Source organism: Aeromicrobium sp. WCS2018Hpa-31 (assembly GCF_031843905.1).
Taxonomy (GTDB): Bacteria; Actinomycetota; Actinomycetes; order Propionibacteriales; family Nocardioidaceae; genus Aeromicrobium.
In genome coordinates this window covers 47,036-69,855 of sequence record NZ_JAVTJF010000009.1, presented here as the reverse complement: position 1 = coordinate 69,855, position 22,820 = coordinate 47,036, and the positions used below count along the sequence as shown (strand labels likewise).

At 73.1% G+C, this 22,820-nt stretch carries 24 protein-coding genes; 6 read left to right on the top strand and 18 right to left on the bottom strand.

Going from position 1 to position 22,820, the window contains the following annotated elements:
- Nucleotides 1-5: 5 nt before the first annotated feature.
- Nucleotides 6-1,040 carry an AMP-binding protein gene (locus RQG84_RS12900; protein WP_311210348.1) on the bottom strand — a complete coding sequence of 345 codons (1,035 nt, stop codon included), beginning with the start codon at nucleotides 1,038-1,040 and terminating at the stop codon, nucleotides 6-8.
- A 29-nt stretch (nucleotides 1,041-1,069) separates the two neighbouring features.
- On the bottom strand, nucleotides 1,070-1,273 hold the full coding sequence (locus RQG84_RS12895) for a hypothetical protein (protein WP_056579957.1): 204 nt from the start codon (nucleotides 1,271-1,273) through the stop codon (nucleotides 1,070-1,072).
- 110 nt (nucleotides 1,274-1,383) lie between these two features.
- Here RQG84_RS12895 and RQG84_RS12890 point away from each other — a divergent pair, with 110 nt between their 5' ends.
- Both RQG84_RS12890 and RQG84_RS12885 read left to right on the top strand, forming a co-directional pair.
- Nucleotides 1,384-2,274: a 1,4-dihydroxy-2-naphthoate polyprenyltransferase gene (locus RQG84_RS12890; RefSeq protein WP_311210347.1), complete on the top strand. Its 891-nt coding sequence runs from the start codon at nucleotides 1,384-1,386 to the stop codon at nucleotides 2,272-2,274.
- Nucleotides 2,271-2,819: a metallophosphoesterase family protein gene (locus RQG84_RS12885; RefSeq protein ID WP_311210346.1), complete on the top strand. Its 549-nt coding sequence runs from the start codon at nucleotides 2,271-2,273 to the stop codon at nucleotides 2,817-2,819. Before RQG84_RS12890 ends, RQG84_RS12885 begins: the two co-directional genes overlap by 4 nt.
- On the opposite strand, the gene RQG84_RS12880 is transcribed toward RQG84_RS12885, so the two are convergent.
- Nucleotides 2,812-3,912, bottom strand: coding sequence for a PLP-dependent cysteine synthase family protein (locus tag RQG84_RS12880; RefSeq protein WP_311210345.1), 1,101 nt, complete (start codon nucleotides 3,910-3,912; stop codon nucleotides 2,812-2,814). The two genes, RQG84_RS12885 and RQG84_RS12880, sit on opposite strands and share 8 nt — an antisense overlap.
- On the bottom strand, nucleotides 3,893-4,159 hold the full coding sequence (locus RQG84_RS12875; RefSeq protein WP_055964001.1) for a DUF4229 domain-containing protein: 267 nt from the start codon (nucleotides 4,157-4,159) through the stop codon (nucleotides 3,893-3,895). The genes RQG84_RS12880 and RQG84_RS12875 overlap by 20 nt, the downstream gene beginning before the upstream one ends.
- Nucleotides 4,160-4,310: 151 nt before the next feature.
- Here RQG84_RS12875 and RQG84_RS12870 point away from each other — a divergent pair, with 151 nt between their 5' ends.
- Nucleotides 4,311-4,586: a PLD nuclease N-terminal domain-containing protein gene (locus RQG84_RS12870; protein WP_311210344.1), complete on the top strand. Its 276-nt coding sequence runs from the start codon at nucleotides 4,311-4,313 to the stop codon at nucleotides 4,584-4,586.
- Nucleotides 4,587-4,652: 66 nt separating this feature from the next.
- On the opposite strand, the gene RQG84_RS12865 is transcribed toward RQG84_RS12870, so the two are convergent.
- From RQG84_RS12865 to hemL, 7 genes are all read right to left on the bottom strand, one after another.
- Nucleotides 4,653-5,636 (bottom strand): DUF559 domain-containing protein, encoded by a 984-nt coding sequence (locus RQG84_RS12865; protein ID WP_311210343.1) that lies wholly within the window; start codon nucleotides 5,634-5,636, stop codon nucleotides 4,653-4,655.
- A 150-nt stretch (nucleotides 5,637-5,786) separates the two neighbouring features.
- Complete coding sequence (ccsB, locus tag RQG84_RS12860; RefSeq protein WP_311210342.1) at nucleotides 5,787-6,737, bottom strand: c-type cytochrome biogenesis protein CcsB; 951 nt, start codon at nucleotides 6,735-6,737, stop codon at nucleotides 5,787-5,789.
- A complete protein-coding gene (locus RQG84_RS12855) occupies nucleotides 6,734-8,392 on the bottom strand; it encodes a cytochrome c biogenesis protein ResB (RefSeq protein ID WP_311210341.1) in 1,659 nt (552 codons plus the stop codon). Before RQG84_RS12855 ends, ccsB begins: the two co-directional genes overlap by 4 nt.
- Nucleotides 8,392-9,138, bottom strand: a complete 747-nt coding sequence (locus tag RQG84_RS12850; protein WP_055963986.1) for a cytochrome c biogenesis CcdA family protein — start codon at nucleotides 9,136-9,138, stop codon at nucleotides 8,392-8,394. The genes RQG84_RS12855 and RQG84_RS12850 overlap by 1 nt, the downstream gene beginning before the upstream one ends.
- On the bottom strand, nucleotides 9,135-9,719 hold the full coding sequence (locus tag RQG84_RS12845) for a TlpA disulfide reductase family protein (protein WP_311210340.1): 585 nt from the start codon (nucleotides 9,717-9,719) through the stop codon (nucleotides 9,135-9,137). Before RQG84_RS12845 ends, RQG84_RS12850 begins: the two co-directional genes overlap by 4 nt.
- Before the next feature lie 3 nt (nucleotides 9,720-9,722).
- Nucleotides 9,723-10,379, bottom strand: coding sequence for a histidine phosphatase family protein (locus RQG84_RS12840; RefSeq protein WP_311210339.1), 657 nt, complete (start codon nucleotides 10,377-10,379; stop codon nucleotides 9,723-9,725).
- Nucleotides 10,376-11,749 carry a glutamate-1-semialdehyde 2,1-aminomutase gene (gene hemL / locus RQG84_RS12835; RefSeq protein WP_311210338.1) on the bottom strand — a complete coding sequence of 458 codons (1,374 nt, stop codon included), beginning with the start codon at nucleotides 11,747-11,749 and terminating at the stop codon, nucleotides 10,376-10,378. Before hemL ends, RQG84_RS12840 begins: the two co-directional genes overlap by 4 nt.
- A 206-nt stretch (nucleotides 11,750-11,955) precedes the next feature.
- Between hemL and RQG84_RS12830 the strand changes: the two genes are divergently transcribed.
- Nucleotides 11,956-13,188 (top strand): lytic murein transglycosylase, encoded by a 1,233-nt coding sequence (locus tag RQG84_RS12830; RefSeq protein ID WP_311210337.1) that lies wholly within the window; start codon nucleotides 11,956-11,958, stop codon nucleotides 13,186-13,188.
- A gap of 129 nt (nucleotides 13,189-13,317) precedes the next feature.
- Here the strand turns inward: RQG84_RS12830 and hemB are convergent, their stop codons facing one another.
- The 7 genes from hemB to RQG84_RS12795 form a co-directional block, all read right to left on the bottom strand.
- The gene (gene hemB, locus RQG84_RS12825) at nucleotides 13,318-14,316 is read right to left on the bottom strand and encodes a porphobilinogen synthase (RefSeq protein WP_311210336.1); all 999 of its coding nucleotides are present in this window, start codon (nucleotides 14,314-14,316) and stop codon (nucleotides 13,318-13,320) included.
- Between the two features lie 4 nt (nucleotides 14,317-14,320).
- Nucleotides 14,321-15,994: a bifunctional uroporphyrinogen-III C-methyltransferase/uroporphyrinogen-III synthase gene (locus RQG84_RS12820; protein ID WP_082482020.1), complete on the bottom strand. Its 1,674-nt coding sequence runs from the start codon at nucleotides 15,992-15,994 to the stop codon at nucleotides 14,321-14,323.
- On the bottom strand, nucleotides 15,991-16,971 hold the full coding sequence (hemC, locus tag RQG84_RS12815; protein ID WP_311210335.1) for a hydroxymethylbilane synthase: 981 nt from the start codon (nucleotides 16,969-16,971) through the stop codon (nucleotides 15,991-15,993). Before hemC ends, RQG84_RS12820 begins: the two co-directional genes overlap by 4 nt.
- Nucleotides 16,968-18,281 (bottom strand): glutamyl-tRNA reductase, encoded by a 1,314-nt coding sequence (locus tag RQG84_RS12810; protein WP_311210334.1) that lies wholly within the window; start codon nucleotides 18,279-18,281, stop codon nucleotides 16,968-16,970. Before RQG84_RS12810 ends, hemC begins: the two co-directional genes overlap by 4 nt.
- Entirely contained in the window at nucleotides 18,278-18,961 is a 684-nt protein-coding gene (locus RQG84_RS12805; protein ID WP_311210432.1) for a redox-sensing transcriptional repressor Rex, read from the bottom strand. The genes RQG84_RS12810 and RQG84_RS12805 overlap by 4 nt, the downstream gene beginning before the upstream one ends.
- Before the next feature lie 154 nt (nucleotides 18,962-19,115).
- A complete protein-coding gene (locus tag RQG84_RS12800) occupies nucleotides 19,116-19,394 on the bottom strand; it encodes a glutaredoxin family protein (protein WP_311210333.1) in 279 nt (92 codons plus the stop codon).
- Entirely contained in the window at nucleotides 19,391-21,040 is a 1,650-nt protein-coding gene (locus RQG84_RS12795; RefSeq protein WP_311210332.1) for an AMP-binding protein, read from the bottom strand. Before RQG84_RS12795 ends, RQG84_RS12800 begins: the two co-directional genes overlap by 4 nt.
- A gap of 94 nt (nucleotides 21,041-21,134) precedes the next feature.
- Here RQG84_RS12795 and RQG84_RS12790 point away from each other — a divergent pair, with 94 nt between their 5' ends.
- Entirely contained in the window at nucleotides 21,135-22,013 is an 879-nt protein-coding gene (locus tag RQG84_RS12790; RefSeq protein WP_311210331.1) for an HAD-IB family hydrolase, read from the top strand.
- A gap of 88 nt (nucleotides 22,014-22,101) precedes the next feature.
- Nucleotides 22,102-22,812 (top strand): sigma-70 family RNA polymerase sigma factor, encoded by a 711-nt coding sequence (locus RQG84_RS12785; protein ID WP_311210330.1) that lies wholly within the window; start codon nucleotides 22,102-22,104, stop codon nucleotides 22,810-22,812.
- Nucleotides 22,813-22,820: the final 8 nt, after the last annotated feature.

The window sequence follows — 22,820 nt, the reverse complement described above, 5'->3', positions numbered from 1 at the left end:
GCGGGTCACCCGCCGGTGAGCCTCCGCACGGCCAGCCGGTCGACCTTGCCCCCGGGCAGGAGCGGCACCGCGTCGACGAGCACGACGTCGCGCGGCCCCCACGCCCGGGGCAGACCGGCATCCTCCAGGGCGTCGCGCAGTCGCCCGGCCCGCACGCCGTCGAGGCACGTGGCGTCGGCCGGCACCACCACGGCGACGACGCGCGTGCCCCACTCGTCGTCGGGCACGCCGGCGACCGCCGCGTCGTGCACCTCGGACACCCCGCGCAGCGCCCGCTCGACGGCGGGCAGCGGCACGTTGACCCCGCCGCTGACCACCACGTCGTCACTGCGGCCCACCACGCTCAGCACGCCGTCGTCGACCCGGCCGAGGTCGGCCGTGTCGAACCACGCACCGACCCGGGGCTCGTCGCCGTAGCCGTCGAACAGCACCGGGCCCGACACCTGGACGCGCCCCACGCCGTCGACGGGCTCGACGATGCGCAGGTCCACGCCGTCGAGCGGGACGCCGTCGTACACGCAGCCGCCGCTCGTCTCGCTCATGCCGTAGGTCCGCACCACCCGCACGCCCGCGTCGCGCGAGCGCTCCAGCAGGGCGGGGTCGACGGCCGCGCCGCCGACGAGGACGGCGTCGAGCGACGCGACCACGTCGAGTCGTCCGGCCTGCGCCAGCCGGTGCAGCTGGGTCGGGACCAGCGAGGCGAACCGCCGGGGTGCCGCCGCCGGTGGCCGCATCGCCGCCACGGCCTGCTCCAGGTCGGCGTGCTCGTCGAGCAGCACCGGCTCGGCCCCCGCCAGCAGCGACCGCACCAGCACCTGCAGGCCACCCACCCCGGTGACCGGCAGGGCCAGGAGCCACTGGCCCGGCCCACCGAGGCGCGCAGCGCTGGCAGTGGCAGACGCCAGCACGGCGTTGCGCGACAGCCGCACGTCCTTGGGCTGGCCCGTGCTCCCCGACGTGCGCACGACGAGCGGGGCGGTGTCGACGCCGTCGACCCACGGCCGGAGCAGCTCCAGGACCTCACGCGCCGGCCCCGCCACCGGGCGCAGCGACGCCGGGCCCGCTCCGGTCAGGGCCCCGGCTCCAGGTCGTCGTCGGTGATCGGGTCACCGGGCTCGCGCACCGGACGGGACTGGTACAGCGCCGCCGCTCCGGTGAGCAGCGCCCCGAACCCCGCGGCGATCGGCAGCCAGCCACCGGCCGTCGTGACCGCGAGCCACACGAACAGACCGGTCAGCCCCACGAGCACGAACGGGAACGGCGGCTGCTTCATGCGCCCAGCGTAGGCGCTGGCAGACTGACGGCTGAACCTTGCGGAGCCCGCGCGGAGAGCCCTCGACCGGAGGAGCCCCGGGCCGAGGAGCCCCCGGACGAAGGAGCACGGTGACCGACAGCAGCAGCGCGACCCTCTCGCAGTGGGTCGAGGGGGCCCGTCCCCGCACCCTCCCCGCCGCCGTGGCGCCCGTGCTCGCGGGCACGGGCGTGGCCGCGTTCGTCGACGACGTGGTCTGGGCCAAGGCGCTGCTCGCCCTCGGGGTCTCGCTGGCCCTGCAGATCGGCGTGAACTACGCCAACGACTACTCCGACGGCGTACGCGGCACCGACGACGACCGCGTCGGCCCCCTGCGCCTGGTGGGGTCGGGGCTCGCGTCGCCGGCCGCGGTCAAGGCCGCGGCCCTCGGCTTCCTCGGCCTCGGCGCGCTCCTCGGCCTCGCCCTCGCCGCCACCACCACGTGGTGGCTGCTGCTCGTGGGCGTCGCCGCGCTCGGGGCCGCGTGGACCTACACCGGCGGCTCCAACCCCTACGGCTACCGGGCCCTCGGCGAGGTGAGCGTGTTCCTGTTCTTCGGGCTCGTGGCCGTGCTCGGCACCGTGTACGTGCAGGTCGAGGCGCTGCCCTGGGAGGCGTGGGCGGCCGCCGTCGGCGTCGGCGCACTCGCCTGCGCGATCCTCGTGGCCAACAACCTGCGCGACATCCCCACCGACGTCGAGGCCGGCAAGCGCACGCTCGCCGTCGTGCTCGGCGACGCCCGCTCGCGCACCTTCTACGTCGCGCTCGTGGTGGTCGCCGCGGCAGCGGCGGGGGCGATCGCCGTCGGCGCCACCCCGTGGGCTCTGCTGGCGCTGCCCGGTCTGCTGCCGGCGCTGCCGGCGCTGCGGGCCGTGGCCGGCGGTGCCGTCGGTCCCGCGTTGATCCCGGTGCTCAAGGCCACCGGGGTCGCGGAGCTGCTGTGGTCGGCCGGACTGGCGCTCGGCCTCGTGCTGGGCCGGTGAGCTCGGCCGATATGCCGCCCACGGCCCGGCACCCCCGCCGGCTCCGCGTCGGAGTCGTCTCCGACACCCACGCGCCGCGGTTCTGGAAGGGCCTGCCCGAGCGCGTCGCCGAGGAGCTGCGCGGCGTCGACCTGGTGCTGCACGCCGGCGACGTGTGCGTCCCGTCGGTGCTCGACGAGCTGGCCGCGCTCGCGCCCGTCCACGTGGTCCTGGGCAACAACGACGGTCCCGACGTGGCCGCGTGGGGCGCACCGGAGACCCTCGAGCTCGAGCTCGCCGGCGTGCGCGTGGCGATGATCCACGACGCCGGCGCCAAGCAGGGCCGTGTGCGGCGCATGCGTCGGCGGTTCCCCGACGCCGACGTGGTCGTGTTCGGCCACTCCCACATCCCGTGGGACGAGACGAGCGAGGACCCCGAGGACGGCCTGCGGATCCTCAACCCCGGCTCGCCCACCGACAAGCGACGCCAGCCGCACGGCACGCTGGGCCACCTCGTGCTCGCCGACGGTCGCGTCGAGTCGTGGACGCTCGTCGAGGTCAGCTGACCCCACGGTCGTTCGGCACCGGCAGGGAGCCGGTCGCGTCGTACTCCTCGAGCATCGCCGAGAACGGCGCGAGGTCGATGCCGCGGTCGGCGAGCCACGCGTCGTCGTAGTAGGTGCTGAGGTAGCGCTCCCCCGCGTCGCACAGCAGCGTGACGATGCTGCCCTGCTCCCCTGCCCGGTGCATGCGGGTGGCGAGGGTCAGCGACGCCCACACGTTGGTGCCGGTGGAGCCGCCCACGAGTCGTCCGAGCCGGTCGCTCGTCCAGCGCATCGTGGCGATGGAGGCGGCGTCGGGGACGCGGAGCATGTCGTCGATGACGCCGCCGACGAACGACGGCTCCACGCGCGGCCGGCCGATGCCCTCGATGCGCGACGAGGCCCCCGTGACCACGTCCGACCGGTCCTGCGCCCAGCCGTCGAGGAACGCGGAGTTCTCGGGATCGGCCACCAGTAACGACGTGGGGTGGCGGCGGTAGCGCAGGTAGCGGCCGATCGTGGCCGACGTGCCGCCCGTGCCGGCGCTGACCACGACCCAGGCGGGGACGGGATGACGCTCGGCCGACATCTGCTCGAAGATCGACTCGGCGATGTTGTTGTTGCCCCGCCAGTCGGTGGCTCGCTCGGCGTAGGTGAACTGGTCCATGTAGTGGCCACCGCAGTCGGCGGCCACGCGGCGGGCCTCGTCGTACACGTCGGCGGCGTTCTGCACGAAGTGGCAGCGACCGCCGTGCCACTCGATGAGCGCGACCTTCTCGGTGCTCGTGGCGGCCGGCATGACGGCCACGAACGGCAGGCCGACGAGCCGCGCGAAGTACGCCTCGCTGACGGCGGTGGACCCGCTGGACGCCTCGACGATCGTGGAGTCCGGGCCGATCCAGCCGTTGCAGAGGGCGTGCAGGAACAGCGAGCGGGCGAGGCGGTGCTTGAGGCTGCCGGTGGGGTGGACCGACTCGTCCTTCAGGTACAGGTCGACGTCGGGCGTGGCGACGGGCAGCGCGTGCAGGTGGGTGTCGGCGCTGCGGTTGGCGTCGGCCTCGACGCGGCGGATGGCCTCGTCGATCCAGGCGCGGGTCTCAGTCGACGTCTTCGGCACTGCGCGACTCCTCGATGCGCGACGACATGCGCTCGGCCCGCTGCTGCACGTTCGCGGCGAGGTCCTCGCGCATCCCGGCGAGCAGGAAGATCGAGATGATCGAGGAGATGATCATGGCGGCGAGGAGGACGAGCAGGTTCGTCAGCTCGTCGAACTCCAGGAAGAACTGGCCCACGCCCCACAGCAGCAGGTAGGTGACGGCCAGGACGCTGAGCCGGGCGAGCGTGTACCTCCAGAAGGCCTTCATGCCCCGAGGTTATCGGTCGACGCGTCGAAGCAGGTCGCTCGCCCGCGCTCGCGCCCTCGACGGCGGGGCCGGGGTGGTCGTCCGCCGCTCGACCGTCGCGCGGTCCGGCCGTCGACCAGCCGAGGTTGAGGGTCGCGGGTACGGTGTCGCCATGGGCAAGGCACTGATCGCGATCGTGGGCGTGGTCCTGCTCGTGTACGCGTTCTTCGACCTGATCGCCACCCCCCGCTCGCAGGTCCGCGGCCTGCCGAAGCCGGCGTGGTTCGTCGCGATCCTGGTCCCGTTCGTCGGACCGCTCGCCTGGGTGTTCCTGGGCTCGCAGCCCCGCAAGGGCCGCCCGCCCCGCGACTCCGGCTACGGCTGGCCCGGCGGCCGCCCGCCCACCCGCGGCCCCGACGACGACCCCGACTACCTCCGCGGCCTCTGACCCCACCCCCGTCCGCGTTTTGACGCATTGACGTCGATCCGCGCCGTCGAAACCGACGCGAACGCGTCAAAACGCGTGGCGCGGTCGGTGCGCGGAGCGGTCGGGGTCCGCACCGCCGGCGAAGAGGTGGATCCAGCGGGGCGAGAACCAGTGGCGCTCGGCGGCGTAGCCTCGGTCGACCAGCGCCCGGCGGACTCGCCGCACGACGTCCTGCGGATGCTTCGCATCGGCGGCTGCCACGACGATGACCCGGTAGCCGAGGGCCTCGAGCGCCTCGCGACGTCGACGGTCGCGGGCCCACTGCCGCGCATCGGTCTCGTGGTGCCGCCCGTCGTACTCGACGACGACCTTCCACCGTCGGTACAGCAGGTCGACCCGCGCCACGAACACGCCGTCGGGTGTGCGGACGTCGACGTTGACCTCCGGCTCCGGAAGACCGGCGAGCACGAGCAGGAGCCGCAGCCAGGTCTCCCGCACCGACTCCGAGCGTTCCCGCACGAGCTCGAACGCCTCACGCGCCGCGACCACGCCGTGCAGGTGGCAGTCACCGAGGTAGGTGAAGAGACGTTCGCGGGTGGTGTGCCCGGCTCGCATCATGTGCTCCATGAGCTGCACCGTCTGCACCAGCGTGGCGCGAAGGGCGCAGTCGACGATCGTGCGTTCCGGCCCGGAGATCGGGAGCGGCGCGCGGTACCTGTCCTCGTCGAGATCACCGATGCGGCGGTGCAGCCTCACCGTCTCGACACGGGAGTGGGTCGGCCCTCTGACGGACAGCTCCCAGGGCGCCGCGCCCCATCCACCCGGGTCGAAGCCGTAGAGCACGGCAGCGGTCCGGTGCGTGACGACGGCCGCCGCCTCCGGCAGGACGGTGAGCAGCGCGCCGGCCGCCCACACCCACGCGGTCCGCTCGAGCTCGCGGTGCACGTAGACGCCGCGGAACAGCCCGACCCAGCAGGAGCGCCTCAGGGCTCCGCGCGGGTAGCCGAGAACGTCGGCCTGAGCGATGGTGAAGGGGCCACGAAGCAACGCTTCCGGGACGGGTACGACCATCGCCACATGGTGCGGCGGAGCCTCCCGGGTGCCTACCTCGCCGTCCACAAGCCGCCCGGACCTCGCGTTTTGACGCGTTCGCGTCGATTCCCGCCGCCAGGATCGACGCGAACGCGTCAAAACGCCCCGCGGGGCGGAAGGACCTCGGGGCTACTTGGCGTAGGAGTGGAGGCCGGAGCCGAAGAGGTTGACGCCGTAGTAGCTGAACAGGAAGGTGGCGAAGCCGACGATCGCGATGGTCGCGGCGCGCTTGCCCTTCCAGCCGGCCGTGGCGCGGGCGTGCAGGTAGCCGGCGTAGACCACCCACGTGATGAACGCCCAGACCTCCTTGGGGTCCCAGCCCCAGTAGCGGCCCCACGCGTAGTGCGCCCAGATCGGGCCCGCGATGAGGGCGCCGAACGTCCAGAGCGGGAAGCCCACGGCGATCACGCGGTAGGCCAGCTGGTCCATCACGGCGGCGGTCGGGAACCGCGACAGCGTCGGGCCGACGGTGCCGTTCTCCTCGGCGCGGGCGCGGACGAGGTACAGCACCGACGCCGCCGTGCCGAGCAGGAAGAAGGCGCCCGCGATCATGACCGCGGCCACGTGGATGACGAGCCAGTAGGAGTGCAGGGCGGGCACGAGCGGACCGGCCGGCACGTACGTCGACGACGCCATGCCGAGCACGACCAGCGCGAAGCCCGTGACGATGCCACCGAGCCACTCGATGGGCGAGATCCGCGCGACGACGACGTAGACGACGAGCGCCACCAGGGCACCACCGACGCCGAACTCGTACATGTTGCCCCACGGCACCCGCTGCGCCGCGAGCCCGCGGGAGACCATGCCGACGACCAGCACGACGCTCGCGAGCACGGCGAGGGAGTAGGCGATCGACGAGAGGACGTCGGAACGGCTCGGCGACTCCTCGGGCGAGGCAGGTGCGTCGTCGGCGACCGTCTCGGCGGGGGCACCGGCGGTGACCGGCACCTGCGCCGACGCGGGCGCGCTGCGTCGCGCGAAGCCCCACTCGGCGACGTGCGCGAGGAAGGCCAGGGCGACGATGCCCGTGGCCGAGGCGATGGCGTAGTTCGAGACCTGCGCGTAGTCGGCGAGGTTCATCGGGTCTCCTTCTGCGGATCGGTCCGGTCACCGAGCCCGCTGCGCAGCCGCTCGAGCATCTCGTCGAGGCTCGTGCCGAGGTCGTCCCGGGGGACGCGGTCGAGCGCGGCGACCTCCACCACGGTACGTGAGCCGTCCCGACGGGCCCGGACCCAGGTACGGCGGGGCCGGATCGCCAACGAGAGCACCAGCCCGACGATGCCGATGCTGATGCCACCGAGGGGCAGCCACACCAACGGCGTCGACGCGATCTGGAAGCGGGCGAAGAGGGTCAGGTCGGTGAACTCGATGGTGCCGCCGTCGGGCAGGTCGGCCTCCTGGCCCGGGCTCAGGCTCACCCGGAAGTTCGACCCGTCGGCGTTCTTGTACTGCTCGAGGTTCTCCTTGTCGAGCACGTAGACCGACTGCGGGAGCCCGTCGTCGATGCCGAGGTCGCCGTGGAAGACGAACAGCCCGAGCAGCGGGTTGACGGCGCCGGGGAAGGCCGAGATCGACGCCTCCTCCGTGCCGTCCGACACCGCGGTCGGAAGGAAGAAGCCCTGGAAGCCGAGCTGCTCCGGCTGGGCCTCGGGCACCTTGATGACGCCGTTGGAGGTGTACGTGCCGTCCGCGGGCAGGAACGGGACCGCCCCGTCGAACACGACGTCGCCCTGCGCGTCCGTGACCCTGATGACGGGCGCGTAGCCCTGGCCCACGAGGAACACCGACGTGCCGTCGACGGCCAGGGGGTGGTTGACGCGGATCTCGTACGGCTTCTCCGCGCCGTCGACGCCGGCCCGGTAGGAGCCCGACGCCTCGAACAGCCGCGGTGCACCCCGCTGCGGGCCCTCGGTCCAGAACCTCGCGACCATCCGGTCCAGCTGCAGCGAGAACGGCGGCAGGTCGTCGGTGTCGAACAGCGCACCCGAGGAGAACTCGTCGTACTGCGTGAGCACGTTGGCGAAGCCGTCGCCCTGCGTCACGATCGCCGCACCCCGGTAGCCGAACAGCGCCCCCACGGCCACGCCGACCAGCACCGCCACGATGCTCGTGTGGAACACCAGGTTGCCCAGCTCGCGCAGGTAGCCGCGCTCCGCCCGGAGCTCGGCAGCGTCGTTCGCCGCCCCGGGCCCGGCACCCCCGCCGGCGCTGTTCGCCGCCCCCGGCCCGGCACCCCCGCGCACGACGTCGATGCGCGTGGGCAGCAGGCGTGGGCCGCGCAGCGTCTCGCGCGCGACGGCCAGCACCTCCTCGACGTCGGCGTCGGTCTCGAACACGGCCGACGCGGGCAGGCGCTCGAGGTTGCGCGGGGCCTTGGGCGGACGGGCGCGGACGGCCTTCAGGTACACCCTGGTGCGCGGCAGGATGCAGCCCACGAGCGACACCATGAGCAGCAGGTAGATCGCGCTGAACCAGGGCGACGTGTAGGTGTGGAAGACACCGAGCCGCTCCAGCCACGGCGTGAGGTCAGGGTGCCGGGCCTGGAACGCCTCGACCGCGCGGGCGTCGACGCCTCGCTGCGGGACGATCGAGCCTGGGATCGCCGCCACGGCGAGCAGCAGGAGCAGCAGGAGCGCCGTGCGCATCGACGTGAGCTGGCGCCACGCCCACCGCAGGGTCTCGACCGTGCCGAGCGCAGGCGCCAGGTCGGGGCGCTCGCGAGGCTCGCGGGCCATCAGATCGCCGCCCCGTAGCCGCCGGCCCACGTCTGCAGGTCGGTCACGAGGGCGTCCCACACACCGGTCACCAGCAGCACCCCCACGACGACGAGCAGGCCGCCACCGACCCGCTGCAGCGTCTGCTGGTGGCGGCGGGCCCAGCGGACGGCACCCATGAAGCGGCCGAAGGCGAGCGCCGCGACCACGAACGGCAGCCCCAGCCCGAGGCAGTACGTGAAGGTCAGGAAGGCGCCGCGCTCGAGCGTGCCCTCGGTGTTGGCGAGCGTGAGCACCGCACCGAGCGTGGGGCCGATGCAGGGCAGCCACCCCAGTCCGAAGAAGACGCCCAGCACGGGGGCGATGGCCACGCCCACGGCGGGCACGGCGTGCACGCGCACCTCGCGCTGCAGCACCGGCAGCACGCCGCTGAACACGAGGCCCAGCACGATCACCACCAGGCCGAGCACGATCGACATCAGCCGCCGGTAGTCGTAGAGCTGCTGGCCCACCGCGCCGAACAGGGCACCGCCGGCCACGAACACGACCGTGAAGCCCAGGACGAACAGCACGGAGCCGAGCAGCAGGCGCGACCGACCCGACGTCTCGAGGTCCTGCACGCCCACGCCGCTCACGTAGGACAGGTAGCCGGGCAGCAGCGGCAGCACGCACGGCGAGAAGAAGGACACCAGGCCGGCCACCACGGCCACCGGCACCGCGAGCAGCAGCGATCCCGACAGGACGGTGTCGGCGAACCAGTCGGTCATGACCGGCTCGTCAGCACGTCGTCGATGACGCCCGAGAGCGTGGACGCACGCAGGTCGGGGTCGATGATCCTCGCCGCCACCCGGCCCTCGGCGTCGATGACCCAGGTGGTCGGGATGGCCTGCGACGGCAGGCTGTCGGCGAACCCGAGCTGCTGGCGACCGTCGGTGTCGACGATGCTCGGGTAGGTCGTGCCGATGCGCTTCTCGAAGGCCCGCGCCGCGGCCGTCTGGTCGCGCACGTTGAGCCCGAGGAACTGCACGTCCCGGTCGGCGTACTGCTCCGCGACCCCCTGCAGCACGGGTGCCTCCTTGCGGCACGGCGGGCACCAGGAGCCCCACACGTTGACCACCAGGGTCTTGCCGGCGAAGTCGGCGGAGCTGATCGTCTCGCCCTCCAGGTCCTCACCCTCCAGGACGGGCGCCTCCTCACGCTCGTCGACCGGCACGAGGCTGACGAAGCGGCTCCCGCTCACGTAGCCGCCCGTGGAGCCCTCGGTGCCGCGACCGGAGCAGCCGGCGAGCACCGCGAGGGTCACGACGAGCAGCAGCACGCCACCTCGCCGGGGGAAGGATCGGGACACGGGTCAGGCGCCTCCGACGAACTTCTTGCCGGCCTTGAGGTCGTCGGGCAGCAGCTCGCCCGCGGGCTCGGCGTAGGTGAAGCCGACGTAGTCGTCGCCGTCGAAGGTGAGGCTCGTGATGCTGGCGAGCGTGCACTGACGCTTGCGCGGGTCGTGCACGAACGAGTTCTGCTCGAACGCCTGGCGGGCGATCCAGACCGGCAGCTGGTGGGAGACGATGACCGCCTCGTGGCCGCGGGCGGCGTCGCGCGCGTCGGCCACGGCGGCCCGCATGCGCGTCGCGATGTCCTGGTACGGCTCGCCCCACGAGGGACGGAACGGGTTGCGCAGCAGCCACCAGTTCTTCGGGTGCGCCAGCGCCTTCGGCTCCGCACCGACCGTGCGGCCCTCGAAGAGGTTGTCGGCCTCGATGACGCGCGGGTCGATCGTGACCTCGGCCTCGAGCAGGGTCGCCAGCGGCGCTGCCGTCTGCTGCGCCCGTTCGAGGGGCGACGACACGAGGTGGACGATCTCGTTCTTCGACAGGAAGTCGGCGGCCTTGACGGCCATCTGGTGTCCGAGGTCGGAGAGGTAGAACTCCGGGAGCCGGCCGTAGAGCACGCCCTCGGGGTTGTGCACCTCGCCGTGGCGCATCAGGTGGACGATCGTGCGTTCGCTCATGAGGGGGTCCTTGCGATGGTCGACGGCTCTACCGATGACGGAGCGGCTGCCTCCTGGGGGGCCGGCGTCGCTGCGGCAGCAGCACGAGCGGCGGCGGGCAGCGCCTCGGCCATCCTAGAGAGTGCGCGGTCGTCGTGTGCCGCCGAGACGAACCAGGACTCGAAGGCGCTCGGGGGCAGGTACACGCCGGCGTCGAGCATGGCGTGGAAGAACGCGGTGTAGCGGTGCGTCTCCTGGCGCTGCACGCCCGCGAAGTCGCGCACCGGCTCGGTGAGCCCCCACACGACGCTGAACATGCTGCCGACGTTCTGCACCACGTGCGGCACCCCGGCCTCGTCGAGCGCCGACGAGACGAGGTCGCGCGCCTGGGCCGACCAGTCGTCGAGACGGGCGTAGGCCGCGTCGTCGGCGAGGCGCAGCGTGGTGAGCCCCGCCGTGGAGGCCACGGGGTTCCCGGCGAGGGTGCCGGCCTGGTAGACCGGACCGCTCGGCGCCAGCAGCGACATGACGTCGGCGCGACCGCCGAAGGCCGCCGCAGGGAAGCCGCCGCCCATGACCTTGCCGAAGGTCAGCAGGTCGGGCCGCCATCCCTCGACCGCCCCGTCGAGGCCCCAGTGCCCGGAGCGCGTGACGCGGAACCCCGTCATCACCTCGTCGCTCACGAACAGCGCACCGTGCGCCGCGCACGTCTCGGACAGGAAGCGGTTGAACCCGGGCTCGGGCGCCACGACGCCCATGTTCCCGGCCGCGGCCTCGGTGATCACGCACGCGATGTCGGCACCGTGCTCGGCGAACGCCGCCGCCACGGCGTCGCGGTCGTTGAACGGGAGCACGATCGTGTCGGCGGTGACGTGGGCGGGGATCCCGGGCGAGCCGGGGAGCCCGAGCGTGACCACGCCCGACCCGGCCTCGGCCAGGAGGGAGTCGACGTGCCCGTGGTAGCAGCCGGCGAACTTGACCACCCGGCTGCGCCCGGTGAAGCCGCGGGCCAGGCGGATGGCCGACATGGTCGCCTCCGTGCCCGACGTGACCAGCCGGACCTGCTCGACGGGAGCGCGCCCGACGATCTCCTCGGCCAGCTCCACCTCGGGCGGGCTGGGCGTGCCGAACGAGGTGCCGCGGGCCGCCGCGGCCGTGACCGCGGCGATCACCTCGGGGTGCGCGTGGCCGAGCAGCATCGGGCCCCAGGACCCCACGAGGTCGAGGTACTCGGTGTCGTCGGCGTCGCGCAGCCAGGCCCCCTGGGCCGAGACCATGAAGCGCGGGGTGCCCCCCACCGCGCGGAACGCTCGCACCGGGGAGTTCACACCGCCGGGCGAGACCTGCACGGCACGGTCGAACCACTGCTGGGACACGGGAGTGGGGGCCATGGGTCCAGTGTCTCAAGCCGTGCCCGAGGAGGAGGCCCCACGCCCCCTTCCACCCCAGGAGAGGGATGCCGTCGTCCGGAGTTCGCCGTAACCTTGCGGTGATCCGTCTCGTTGGTGAGACGAGGGCCACACCTGCGGGAACGCACCAGCAGGTAACATCTGTTTACTGTGACGCGAGCCACGCTGTCACGGGAGGGACGAGACGCATGGGAGCACGCAAGCTCAGCCGCTGGCAGAAGGCCAGCGCCCTGGTGCCGATGAGCCTGCTCGTCGTCGCCTGGGGTGCCGCCATCAGCAACTCCGGTCTCGCCACGGCGGACGACCGGGTCAGCGCCGACGAGGTCCCCGACGTGCCCGCCACGGCGTTCGAGAAGCCGGCCAGCGTCCAGGCCGAGCCCGCGGGCGTCGACTCGCGCGCCGGCGCCTCCGGCACCCTGGCCACGCTGTCCACCAACGGCATCCCCTCCTCCGCGCTCTACGCCTACCGTCGCGCCGAGACGCTGCTCGCCAAGGCCGACGCCTCCTGCAACCTGCCCTGGAACCTCGTCGCCGCGATCGGCCGCGTCGAGTCCAACCACGGCCGCACCGGCGGCAACGCGCTCGACTCCAAGGGCGTGGCCAAGCCCGGCATCTACGGCATCCCGCTCGACGGCCGCGACGGCGTCGCGAAGATCACCGACAGCGACAACGGCGCGCTCGACAAGGACTCGGTCTACGACCGTGCGGTCGGCCCGATGCAGTTCATCCCCGGCACCTGGCGCTCGGTCGGCGTCGACGCCGACGGTGACGGCAAGAAGGACCCCCAGAACATCAACGACGCCGCCACCGCGTCGGGCATCTACCTGTGCTCGGGCAGCGGCGACCTCTCCGACGAGGGCGACGCGGCAGCGGCCGTGCGGCGCTACAACAACTCTTCCTCCTACGTCGACCTCGTGCTGAGCATCAGCAAGGCCTACGCCGGCGGCGACTTCACCGCCACTCCCAACGGCACCTCGACGGGCTCGGTCCTCACCAGCCGCTCGTTCGACCAGACCCTCACGCCGGCCCAGCGCACCGACGCCGCCAAGAAGGAGAAGAAGGTCCGCCAGAGCGAGGCGTCCGGCGGGAAGGGCGGATCGGGAAGCGGCTCCACGGGCGGGTCGACCGGCGGCACCGGCTCGACCGGCGGCGGGACCGGGTCCACCGGTGGCTCCACCGGCGGTGGCACGGGCTCGACCGGCGGCAGCACGGGCGGATCCTCCGGCGGTGGCTCCACGGTGGGCGGTGCCGTCCAGGGCGTCGTCGAGAACACGCCGCTGGCACCCGTCACCAAGCCGGTGACGGACCTGCTCTCGGCCACCGAGGCCAACCTGCGCTGCGCGCTCGAGGTCTCCGCCCTCCCGCTCAGCACCCACGCTGCTCGGTTCAAGACCTGCATGGACAAGTACACGAAGGGCTGATCGCCCTGCTCGAAGCCCCCGGTCGTCCTCCGACCGGGGGCTTCGTCGTTCCTGGCCCACCCGCCGCGACGGGACGGGGGCGCTGCAGAGGGCGTCGTCGCGACGACGGCACCTCCGGACCCGGAGGCCTCAGGCGCGACGGGCGAGCTCGGCGGCCCAGTACGTCAGCACGATGTCGGCGCCGGCGCGGCGGATCGACGTGATCGTCTCGTCGACGGTGCGGTCGCGGTCGATCCAGCCCTGCTGGGCGGCGGCCTCGACCATGGAGTACTCCCCCGAGACCGTGTAGGCGGCGACGGGCAGGTTCACGTGCGCACGCACGAGCGAGACGAGGTCGAGGTAGGCCAGTGCCGGCTTCACCATGACGATGTCGGCACCCTCGGCCACGTCGAGCAAGGTCTCGCGCAGCGCCTCGCGGGCGTTGCCCGGATCCTGCTGGTAGGTCTTGCGATCCCCCTGCAGCGAGGAGTCGACGGCCTCGCGGAACGGTCCGTAGAAGGCGGACGCGTACTTGGCCGCGTAGGCCAGGATCGCCACGTCGGTGTGACCGGCCGCGTCGAGGGCGGACCGCACGACGCCGACCTGGCCGTCCATCATGCCGCTGGGACCGACGAGGTGGGCACCGGCCTCGGCCTGCGCCACGCCCATCCGCCCGTAGATCTCGAGCGTGGCGTCGTTGTCGACCCGTCCGTGGTCGTCGAGCACGCCGCAGTGGCCGTGGTCGGTGAACTCGTCGAGGCACAGGTCGGCCATGACGAGCAGGTCGTCACCGACCTCGTCGCGCGCGTCGGCGAGGGCGACGTTGAGGATGCCGTCGGCCGCCAGCGCCCCGGACCCCTCGGCGTCCTTGTGCTCGGGGACGCCGAACAGCATGACGCCCCCGAGGCCGAGGTCGGCGGCCTCGCGCACGGCACGCCGCGCCGAGTCGCGCGAGTGCTGCACGACGCCGGGCATGCTCGCGATCGGCCGCGGCTCCCGCAGGCCCTCGGCCACGAACATCGGCAGCACCAGCTGCGACGGCTCCGTGCGCGTCTCACGCACGAGCGCCCGCATGGCGGGCGTCGTGCGGAGACGGCGCGGACGCTGCACCGGTCCTGCGGAGCGATCGGCCGAGGGTCCCGACGTCATCGACTCAGGCCTTGCGCCGCGAGGAGGGCTTCTTCTGCGACGGCTTCAGCACCGGCTCGCCGGCCTCGAGGAACTCGAGACGGCGCGCCGCGCCGAAGGCGGCCAGCGCGTCGGCCAGCACCTCGGCCGACGGCTGCTCGGCCATGACGTCGACCCGCAGACCGTGCTCCTCGGCCGTCTGGGCCGTGGCCGGGCCGATGCACGCGATGATCGTCGACGCGTGCGGCTTGCCCGCGATGCCGACCAGGTTGCGCACCGTGGAGCTCGACGTGAAGAGCACCGCGTCGAACTTGCCGGTCTTGATGGCCTCGCGGGTCGGCGCCGGCGGCGGGGCCGCCCGCACGGTGCGGTACGCCGTGACGTCGTCGACCTCCCAGCCGAGCTCCTGCAGACCCGCCACGAGCGTCTCGGTGGCGATGTCGGCGCGCGGCAGGAACACCCGGTTGATCGGGTCCAGCAGCTCGTCGAACGGCGGCCAGTCCTCCAGGAGGCCCCGGGCCGACTGCTCGCCGCTCGGGACCAGGTCGGCCTTGATGCCCCAGGTGGCGATGGCCTCGGCCGTCTTCTCGCCCACGGCGGCGATCTTGAGACCGGAGAACGCACGGGCGTCGAGCCCGTACTCCTCGAACTTCTCGCGGACGGCCTTGACGGCGTTCGCGCTCGTGAAGGCGACCCACTCGTACCGGCCCTCGACGAGTCCGCGCACGGCCTTGTCCATCTGCTGGGGGTTGCGCGGCGGCTCGACCGAGATGGTGGGGACCTCCTCGGACACGGCGCCGTAGGACCGCAGACGGGCGGCCAGGCCGGCCGACTGCTCCTTGGTGCGGGGCACGAGCACGCGCCACCCGTAGAGCGGCTTGGTCTCGAACCACGAGAGCGCCTCGCGCATGGCCACGACCTCGCCCACGACCGTGATGGCCGGCGACGTCATGCCTGCGGCGCGCGCGTCGACGGCGATGTCGGCGAGCGTGGAGACGACCGTCGACTGCTCGGTGGTGGTGCCGACGCGGGTCATGGCGACGGGGGTCTCGGCGGACCGGCCGGCCTCGATCAGGCCCGCGGCGATCTCACCGATCCGCGCCACGGCCGACAGCAGCACCAGGGTGTCGGTGCCGGCGTAGTCGGGCCAGGCGATCGACGCGTCGCCGACGCTGACGACGCGGTACTGGCGGTGCGCCTTGTTGGTCAGCGGCACGCCCGCGTAGGCGGGGACGCCCGTCACCGACGAGACGCCGGGGACGATCTCGAAGGCGATGCCCGCCTTCGCGCAGGCCGCGGCCTCCTCGGGCGCCGTGGCGTACGTGAACGGGTCGCCGCTCACGAGCCGCACGACGTGCGCCCCGGTCTTCGCGTGGCGCACCACGAGACGAGCGCGCGCCGCGTGGGTGAGGACGACGCCGTCCTCACCGAGCCCGCCGTCGACGACCTCGACGCCCTCGGGCACGAGGGCAGCCTGCTCGGGCTGCTCGATGATGGCGACGTCGGCCTGCGCGATGAGCTCGGCCGCGCGGACGGTCAGCAGGCTGGCGTCGCCCGGTCCCGTGCCGACGAAGCTCACGTGCCCCAGCGGCTTGGGGCTGCGCTTCGTGGCGGGCTCCTTCTTCGCGGGTGCTTCGACGGTGGCGGTGGTGGGTGGTGTCACGGTGGTGGTCTTCTTCCTGGACTGCCGGGTGGTCATGAGGCGGAACCGATCGATGGACCGACCGCAGGGGTGGCCATCAGCTCGGCTGCGCCCTCGGCGAGCATCTCGGCAGCGAGACGTTCGCCGACCGCTGCCGGCTCGCTGAGCGAGCCGGAGGCGGACAGGCGGATGGTGGGTGAGCCGGAGGGGTCTCCGACCACGGCGCGCAGCCACAGCTCGTCGCCGTCGTCGCCCCAGACGACGTCGGCGAGAGCTCCGACCGGTGCGCTGCACCCTGCCTCCAAGGTGGAGAGCAGGGAACGTTCTGCCGTGACGGCGGCCCGGGTGTCCGGGTCGTCGAGCACGGAGAGGAGGCGAGCGGTCGCGTCGTCGTCGACGCGGCACTCACAGGCGAGGGCCCCCTGTCCGGGGGCGGGGAGGACCTGGATGGGGTCGAGGACCTCGGTGGCCTCGGACTCCCGCCCCAGGCGCAGCAGGCCGGCGCGGGCCAGCACCACGGCGTCGAGGTCGCCGGAGCGGACCTTGGCGATCCGGGTGTCGACGTTGCCGCGCACGGGGACGACCTCCACCCCCAGGCCGAGGGCGTTCAGCTGGGCCTCGCGACGCGGGGAGCCGGTGCCCACGCGCGCACCACGGGGCAGCTCGCCGAGCGTCAGGCCGTCGCGGGCCACGAGCACGTCGCGCGGGTCCTCGCGGACGGTGACCGCCGCGAGGGAGAGCCGGGGGTCGCCCGTCGTGGGCAGGTCCTTCAACGAGTGGACCGCGACGTCGACGCTCCCGTCGACCAGGGCCTCGCGCAGCGCGGCCACGAACACCCCGGTGCCGCCGATCTGGGTGAGCGGCGCCTGGTTGCGGTCGCCCTCGGTGCTGATGGTCACGAGCTCGACCTCGACGCCCGTCAGCTCGGTGATCCGCGCCGCGACCTGGCCGGACTGGGTGGTGGCCAGGGCGCTCGCGCGGGTGCCCAGGCGCAAGGGGGTCTCACGCGCGAAGCTCTGGGAGGCGGTGGTCATGCCTTCTCCCCCTTCACCTGGGTGACCGCCTGGACCGCGGCGGGGTCGAGCGCGAACAGGTCGGAGAGCGCGTCGGCGTAGGTGAGGCCGCCCGGCCCGTCGACCAGCTGCTGCACGCGCACGGTGGGGGCGTGGATGAGCTTGTCGGCGACCCGCTTGAGCGCCAGGCGCACCTGGTCGACCTGCTCGTCCGGCAGGCCGTTGAGCCGGCCGAGCAGGCGGCTCGTCTCGGCCTCGACGACCTCGGTCGCCATGCTGCGCAGCGCCACCACCGTCGGCGTGACGCGTGACTGGCTCTTGGCGGCGAGGAAGCTGCGCACCTCGTCGTCGACGATCGCGCGGACCTGCTGGACGTCGGCCGCGAGCTCGGCGTTCTCCGAGCGAGCGGCCAGCGTGACGAGGTCGATGACGCTGACGGACTCGAGCTCGGCCACCCCGGCCTCGACGTCGCGCGGCAGCGCCAGGTCGACGAAGACCAGCTCGCCGGTGACGTTGGACAGCCCGTCGTCGAGGACACGGGACACGCGGTCGGTGGCGAACACCGAGCCGGCCGCCCCGGTGCAGCTGATGACGACGTCGGCCGCGGACAGCTCGACGTCCATGGCCTCCCACCGCACGGCGCTGACGCCGAACGTGGCGACGAGCTCGTACGCCCGCTGGAACGTGCGGTTGGCGACCATGATCCGGTGCGGGGCCACGCCCCGATCGACGAGCGTGCGCACGGCAAGGCTCGCCATGGTGCCGGCACCGGCCACCAGGAAGCGCGTGCCCGGAGCGGTCACGACCGGGCCGACGGCGTCGAGGCCGGCCGTGACGGTCGAGGGCGCGAGCCGGTCGATGCCCGTCTCGGCGTGGCCGCGCTTGCCGATGCGCAGCGCCTGCTGGAAGAGGGCGTTCAGGGCCGACCCGATCGTGGACTCGGCCTGGCCGGTGTGCAGCGCCTGCCGCACCTGGCCGAGGATCTGGCTCTCGCCGAGGATCATCGAGTCCATGCCGGAGGCCACCGAGAACAGGTGGGCCACGGCCGAGTCGTCGTAGTGCACGTAGGCGTGGTGCACGAGGTCCTCGCGGCCCATCCCGGCCTGCTCGGCGAGCAGGTGGGAGACGTCCTCGAGGGCGTTGTGGAAACGGTCGGCCTCGACGTACACCTCGACGCGGTTGCACGTGGAGATCACGGCCGCCTCGGTGACCGACGCCGACTCGAGGGCACGGTGGGCCAGCTTGACCGCCGCGTCCGTGTCGAGGGAGGCGCGCTCCAGCACGTCGATCGGGGCCGAACGGTGGGACATGCCCACGACAAGCACGCTCATGCAGTCTCCGCCTTCCGCTGCTCGTGGTAGGCCAGGATCTGCAGCTCGACGGAGAGGTCGACCTTGCGGACCTGGACGTGGTCGGGGACCTGCAGGACGGCCGGGGCGAAGTTGAGGATGCTCGTGACGCCAGCGGCGACCAGCCGGTCGGCGACGTCCTGGGCCGCGTCGCCCGGCACGGCCACGACGGCGATCGCGATGCCCTGCTCGGACACGAGCGAGTCGAGCGCGGCGAGCGGCTGCACCCGCAGGTCGCCGATGGTCGAGCCCACCCGGTCCGGGTCGGTGTCGACGACTGCGGCGACCCGGATCCCGCGCGGGCTGAAGCCCGGGTACGTGGAGAGCGCCGAGCCGAGGTGGCCGGCACCGACGATCACGACGTCCCACGTCTGCGTCTGACCCAGTCCGCGGGCGATCTGGTAGCGCAGGTACTCGACGTCGTAGCCGACCCCGCGCGTGCCGTACGAGCCCAGGTGGGAGAGGTCCTTGCGCACCTTGGCCGGGTTGACCCCCGCCGCCTCGGCGAGCTCGACGGACGAGCACGTGGTGGCGCCGGCGTCGGCGAACGACGCGAGGACCCGCAGGTACAGCGGCAGCCGGGCGACGGTGGCGTCGGGAACGTCACGCGGGGCCTGGGCCGTTGCACGGTCAGGGGTCCCGGCGAGCCGGGGGGTGCGCAGAAGGGTCACGGTGCTCCATCGCGCCGCGGCGGGGATTCACCCAGGGGGGTGTTCGCAGCGCCACATCAGTTTACGAGCTTGTGAACGTGGGAACAAAATCGAGAGCGGGGGTGGGTGGGATTCCTCACACGCGCCGTGGTAAAGGTCGCGCCGCTCAGGAGCTGCCGAGGGCCGTGCGCAGCCGCGCCTCGGTGACCCGGAAGAAGTCGTGCTGCCGGCCGTCGACGAAGGTCACCGGCACCATGTCGGAGAACCTGCGGACCAGGGCGGGGTCGGCGTCCACGTCGACGCGGGCCCACGTCGCGTCGACGTCGGCGCACACCTCGGCGACCGTGGCCTCGGCGGCCTCGCACAGGTGGCAGCCCTCGCGGGTGTAGACGACGACCCGCGCGTCGAGGGCGTGCGGGACGTCGGTGTCGGCGGGACCGGTCACGGTGCGAGCAGCCCGAGGTCCTGGCTGCGGGCCAGCGCCCGCAGGCGCCCCTTGGCGACCTTGCCCGTCGCCGAGTGCGGCAGCCCCTCGACCACCACGACCTGGCGCGGCTGCTTGAACCGGGCGAGCCGCGTGGAGCAGTGCTCGACCACGCTCGCCTCCAGCGCTGCCGCGTCGACGTCCGAGGACGCGGGGACGACGAACGCCACGACCGCCTCGCCGGTGCTCTCGTCGGGCAGGCCGACCACGGCCACCTCGGAGACGTCGGGGAGCTCGACCACCACGGCCTCGACCTCGGCGGGGTAGACGTTGAAGCCGGACACGATCACGAGCTCGCGCACCCGGTCGACGAGCGTGAGGTCGCCCTCGTCGTCGAGGTAGCCGATGTCACCGGTCGGGTACCAGCCGTCGTCGCGCGGGCCGTCGGAACCGTCGGGCCAGTAGCCGGAGAACAGGTTGGCGCCACGCACCCAGATCTCCGCAGGGTCGCCGGGAGCGGCGTCGGAGCCGCCGGCGTCGACGAGGCGCAGCTCGACACCCGGCAGCGCGCGACCGACCGAGCCGGGGCGCGGCGGGACGCCGACGTCGCGACCCGACGCCAGCGTGGCGGTGATGACGGGGGCGGTCTCCGTGAGCCCGTACCCCTGCTCGACGTGGTGCCCCGACGACTCGGCGAAGACGGCCGCCAGCTCCGGGTCGAGCGCCGACGCGCCGCTCAGCACGTGCTTGACCCCGCCCAGGTGCTCGCGCAGGTCGGAGCGCCCGGCCCAGGCCGCGATCACGGGGGGCGCGAGCGCCACGTTCGTGACCCCCTCGTCGCGGATCGTGCGGAGCAGGCCGGCCGGGTCGAACCCGTCGACCATCACCACCCGCGCGCCCTGGCGCACGGCCTGGCCGAGGACGGCGTTGAGGCCGTAGATGTGGAACATCGGCAGCAGTCCGAGCACGACGTCGTCGGCCGTGACGATGGCCGGCTCGACGGCCGCGGTCTGCTCGACGTTGGCCAGCAGGGCACGGTGCGACAGGACCGCGCCACGGGGCTTGCCGCTGGTGCCCGACGTGTAGAGCACGACCGCCGGGGCCTCGTCGTCGCGGGGAGCGGCCGGCTCCACGGCGGGCGCGTCGCGCAGCAGGCGCTCGAAGGCGATCTCGCCCGGTCCGGGCTCGGTCCCGTCGACGACGACCGTGAGGCCGGGACCCTCGTGGTCGAGCCCGGCGACGGCGGCGCGGACCTGCTCGATGCCCGTCTCGTCGCACAGGACGACCTTGGCGCCGGAGTCCGCCAGCATGCGGCCGATCTCGCGCTCGGTCGAGCGGGGGTTGACGGGGACGGCCACCATGCCGCCGCGCAGGATGCCGAAGTAGGCGACCGCCAGGTCGATCCGGTTGGCCATCACCAGGGCGACGCGATGGCCGCCGCGCAGCCCCACCCCGCTCAGGCCGCGGGCCACGGCGTCGGCCGCTGCGTCGAGCTCGGCCCACGTGCGCTCGTGACGCCCGCCGCGGTGCTCCACCAGGGCGACGGCGTCCGGCGTGCGCTCCGCCGCGGCGCTCAGCAGCCCCGAGACGTTGGTGGGAGCCGGGACGCTGGTGTGAGCCGGGACGTTCGTGAACCCAGGGACGTCCGACTCGTTCGAGGAGGTCACGATGTGAGTCAACCACAGCGCGCCCGGCCCTCGCGGGGGGTTCGAGCGACCGAGGAGCCTGGGCGGAGGACCACCCGACCGATAGCCTCGTGGCATGACCAGCCAGCGGGTCCCCCGGACCGGGCCGAACCTGCGGTCGCGCTCCGTCCTGGCCGGTCAGGCCGCCGCCGCCGCGAGCGAGGTCGAGCACTGGCTGGCACCGCGTCCGGACGCCGACGCCGCAGCGTTCTTCGACGTCGACAACACGATCATGCAGGGCGCCTCGATCTACCACTTCGCCCGCGGGCTGCACCAGCGCGACTTCTTCACGACCGGCGACATCGCCAAGGCCGCCTGGCAGCAGGTGTACTTCCGCCTCGCCGGCGTCGAGGACCCCGAGCACATCGCGAAGGCCCGGTCCTCCGCCCTGGCCTTCATCGCCGGGCACAGCGTCCGCGAGCTGGAGGAGGTCGGCGAGCAGATCTTCGACGAGCACATGGCGCACAAGATCTGGCCCGGCACGCGGGCGCTCGCCCAGCAGCACCTCGACGCCGGCCAGCGGGTCTGGCTCGTGACCGCCGCGCCGATCGAGATCGCCGCCGTCATCGCCCGCCGTCTCGGCCTCACGGGCGCGCTCGGCACCGTGGCCGAGCACGTCGACGGCGTCTACACCGGCGAGCTGGTCGGCGAGCTGCTGCACGGCGAGGGCAAGGCCGTCGCCGTGACGGCGATCGCCGAGCGCGAGGGCCTCGACCTCGCGCGGTGCTTCGCCTACTCCGACTCCCACAACGACCTGCCGATGCTCTCGCTCGTCGGGCACCCCTGTGCCATCAACCCCGACCCGAAGCTGCGCTCCCACGCCAAGGACCAGGGCTGGGACGTCCGGGACTACCGCACCGGTCGCAAGGTCGCCCTCGTCGGCGGACGGGTGGCCGGCAGCGGGGCCCTCGCCTTCGCGGCCTGGCGTGCGGCACGCGCCCTCCGGCGCCGCTGACCGCCCAGGGAGCGAGACCGATCCCGGATTTCTGCAGACACGCGCCGTCCCAGCGGCATACGATCGACTCGATCTTCGGGAGGGATCGATGGCCGCGAACGTGGGAGCACTGCGATGGGCGCTGTCCCACGCCCTGGCGACCCCGGACGACACCCTCCTCGCCATGGCGCTGGCCGAGCCGGCGCCCGCGCCCGGCCCCTCGCTCGGCTCCGCGTTCTCGAACGGACCGGTCGACCCGCACGGCGATCCCGAGGAGCTGCGCCTGCGCGCCCTCGTCGACCTGGCCCGCGAGGGTGATGCCGAGGCGTTCGGCCAGCTCTACGACCACTACGTGAACGGGATCTTCCGGTTCATCTACTACCGGGTCGGGTCCCAGCAGCTGGCCGAGGACCTGACGAGCGAGACCTTCGTCCGCGGCCTGCGTGCCATCCAGCGCTTCAGCTGGCAGGGCAAGGACTTCGGCGCGTGGCTCACCACGATCGCCCGCAACCTCGTCGTCGACCACTTCAAGTCCGGCCGGGCTCGGCTCGAGATCGTCTCCGACGACGTGCCGGAGGGCCCGCAGACCGCCCCCAGCACCGAGGACGACGTCATGTCGCTCCTGTCGAACGAGATGCTCTTCGCGGCCGTGGCCGAGCTGCCCACCGAGCAGCGCGAGTGCGTGCTGATGCGCTTCATCCAGGGCCTGAGCATCGCCCAGACGGCCGCCGCCCTGGGCCGGACCGAGGGCGCCATCAAGCAGCTGCAGCTGCGGGCCGTGCGCAACCTCGCCAAGAAGATGCCGGAGGGCATCCGATGAGCGGCGTC

Bases quoted from the DNA above. Each gene is read 5' to 3' on its own strand.
- RQG84_RS12895 (WP_056579957.1), bottom strand. From the start codon at position 1,273: ATGAAGCAGCCGCCGTTCCCGTTCGTGCTCGTGGGGCTGACCGGTCTG.
- RQG84_RS12875 (WP_055964001.1), bottom strand. From the start codon at position 4,159: ATGAAGGCCTTCTGGAGGTACACGCTCGCCCGGCTCAGCGTCCTGGCC.
- RQG84_RS12870 (WP_311210344.1), top strand. From the start codon at position 4,311: ATGGGCAAGGCACTGATCGCGATCGTGGGCGTGGTCCTGCTCGTGTAC.
- RQG84_RS12865 (WP_311210343.1), bottom strand. From the start codon at position 5,636: ATGGTCGTACCCGTCCCGGAAGCGTTGCTTCGTGGCCCCTTCACCATC.
- ccsB (WP_311210342.1), bottom strand. From the start codon at position 6,737: ATGAACCTCGCCGACTACGCGCAGGTCTCGAACTACGCCATCGCCTCG.
- RQG84_RS12855 (WP_311210341.1), bottom strand. From the start codon at position 8,392: ATGGCCCGCGAGCCTCGCGAGCGCCCCGACCTGGCGCCTGCGCTCGGC.
- RQG84_RS12850 (WP_055963986.1), bottom strand. From the start codon at position 9,138: ATGACCGACTGGTTCGCCGACACCGTCCTGTCGGGATCGCTGCTGCTC.
- RQG84_RS12840 (WP_311210339.1), bottom strand. From the start codon at position 10,379: ATGAGCGAACGCACGATCGTCCACCTGATGCGCCACGGCGAGGTGCAC.
- hemL (WP_311210338.1), bottom strand. From the start codon at position 11,749: ATGGCCCCCACTCCCGTGTCCCAGCAGTGGTTCGACCGTGCCGTGCAG.
- RQG84_RS12830 (WP_311210337.1), top strand. From the start codon at position 11,956: ATGGGAGCACGCAAGCTCAGCCGCTGGCAGAAGGCCAGCGCCCTGGTG.
- hemB (WP_311210336.1), bottom strand. From the start codon at position 14,316: ATGACGTCGGGACCCTCGGCCGATCGCTCCGCAGGACCGGTGCAGCGT.
- RQG84_RS12820 (WP_082482020.1), bottom strand. From the start codon at position 15,994: ATGACCACCCGGCAGTCCAGGAAGAAGACCACCACCGTGACACCACCC.
- hemC (WP_311210335.1), bottom strand. From the start codon at position 16,971: ATGACCACCGCCTCCCAGAGCTTCGCGCGTGAGACCCCCTTGCGCCTG.
- RQG84_RS12810 (WP_311210334.1), bottom strand. From the start codon at position 18,281: ATGAGCGTGCTTGTCGTGGGCATGTCCCACCGTTCGGCCCCGATCGAC.
- RQG84_RS12790 (WP_311210331.1), top strand. From the start codon at position 21,135: ATGACCAGCCAGCGGGTCCCCCGGACCGGGCCGAACCTGCGGTCGCGC.
- RQG84_RS12785 (WP_311210330.1), top strand. From the start codon at position 22,102: ATGGCCGCGAACGTGGGAGCACTGCGATGGGCGCTGTCCCACGCCCTG.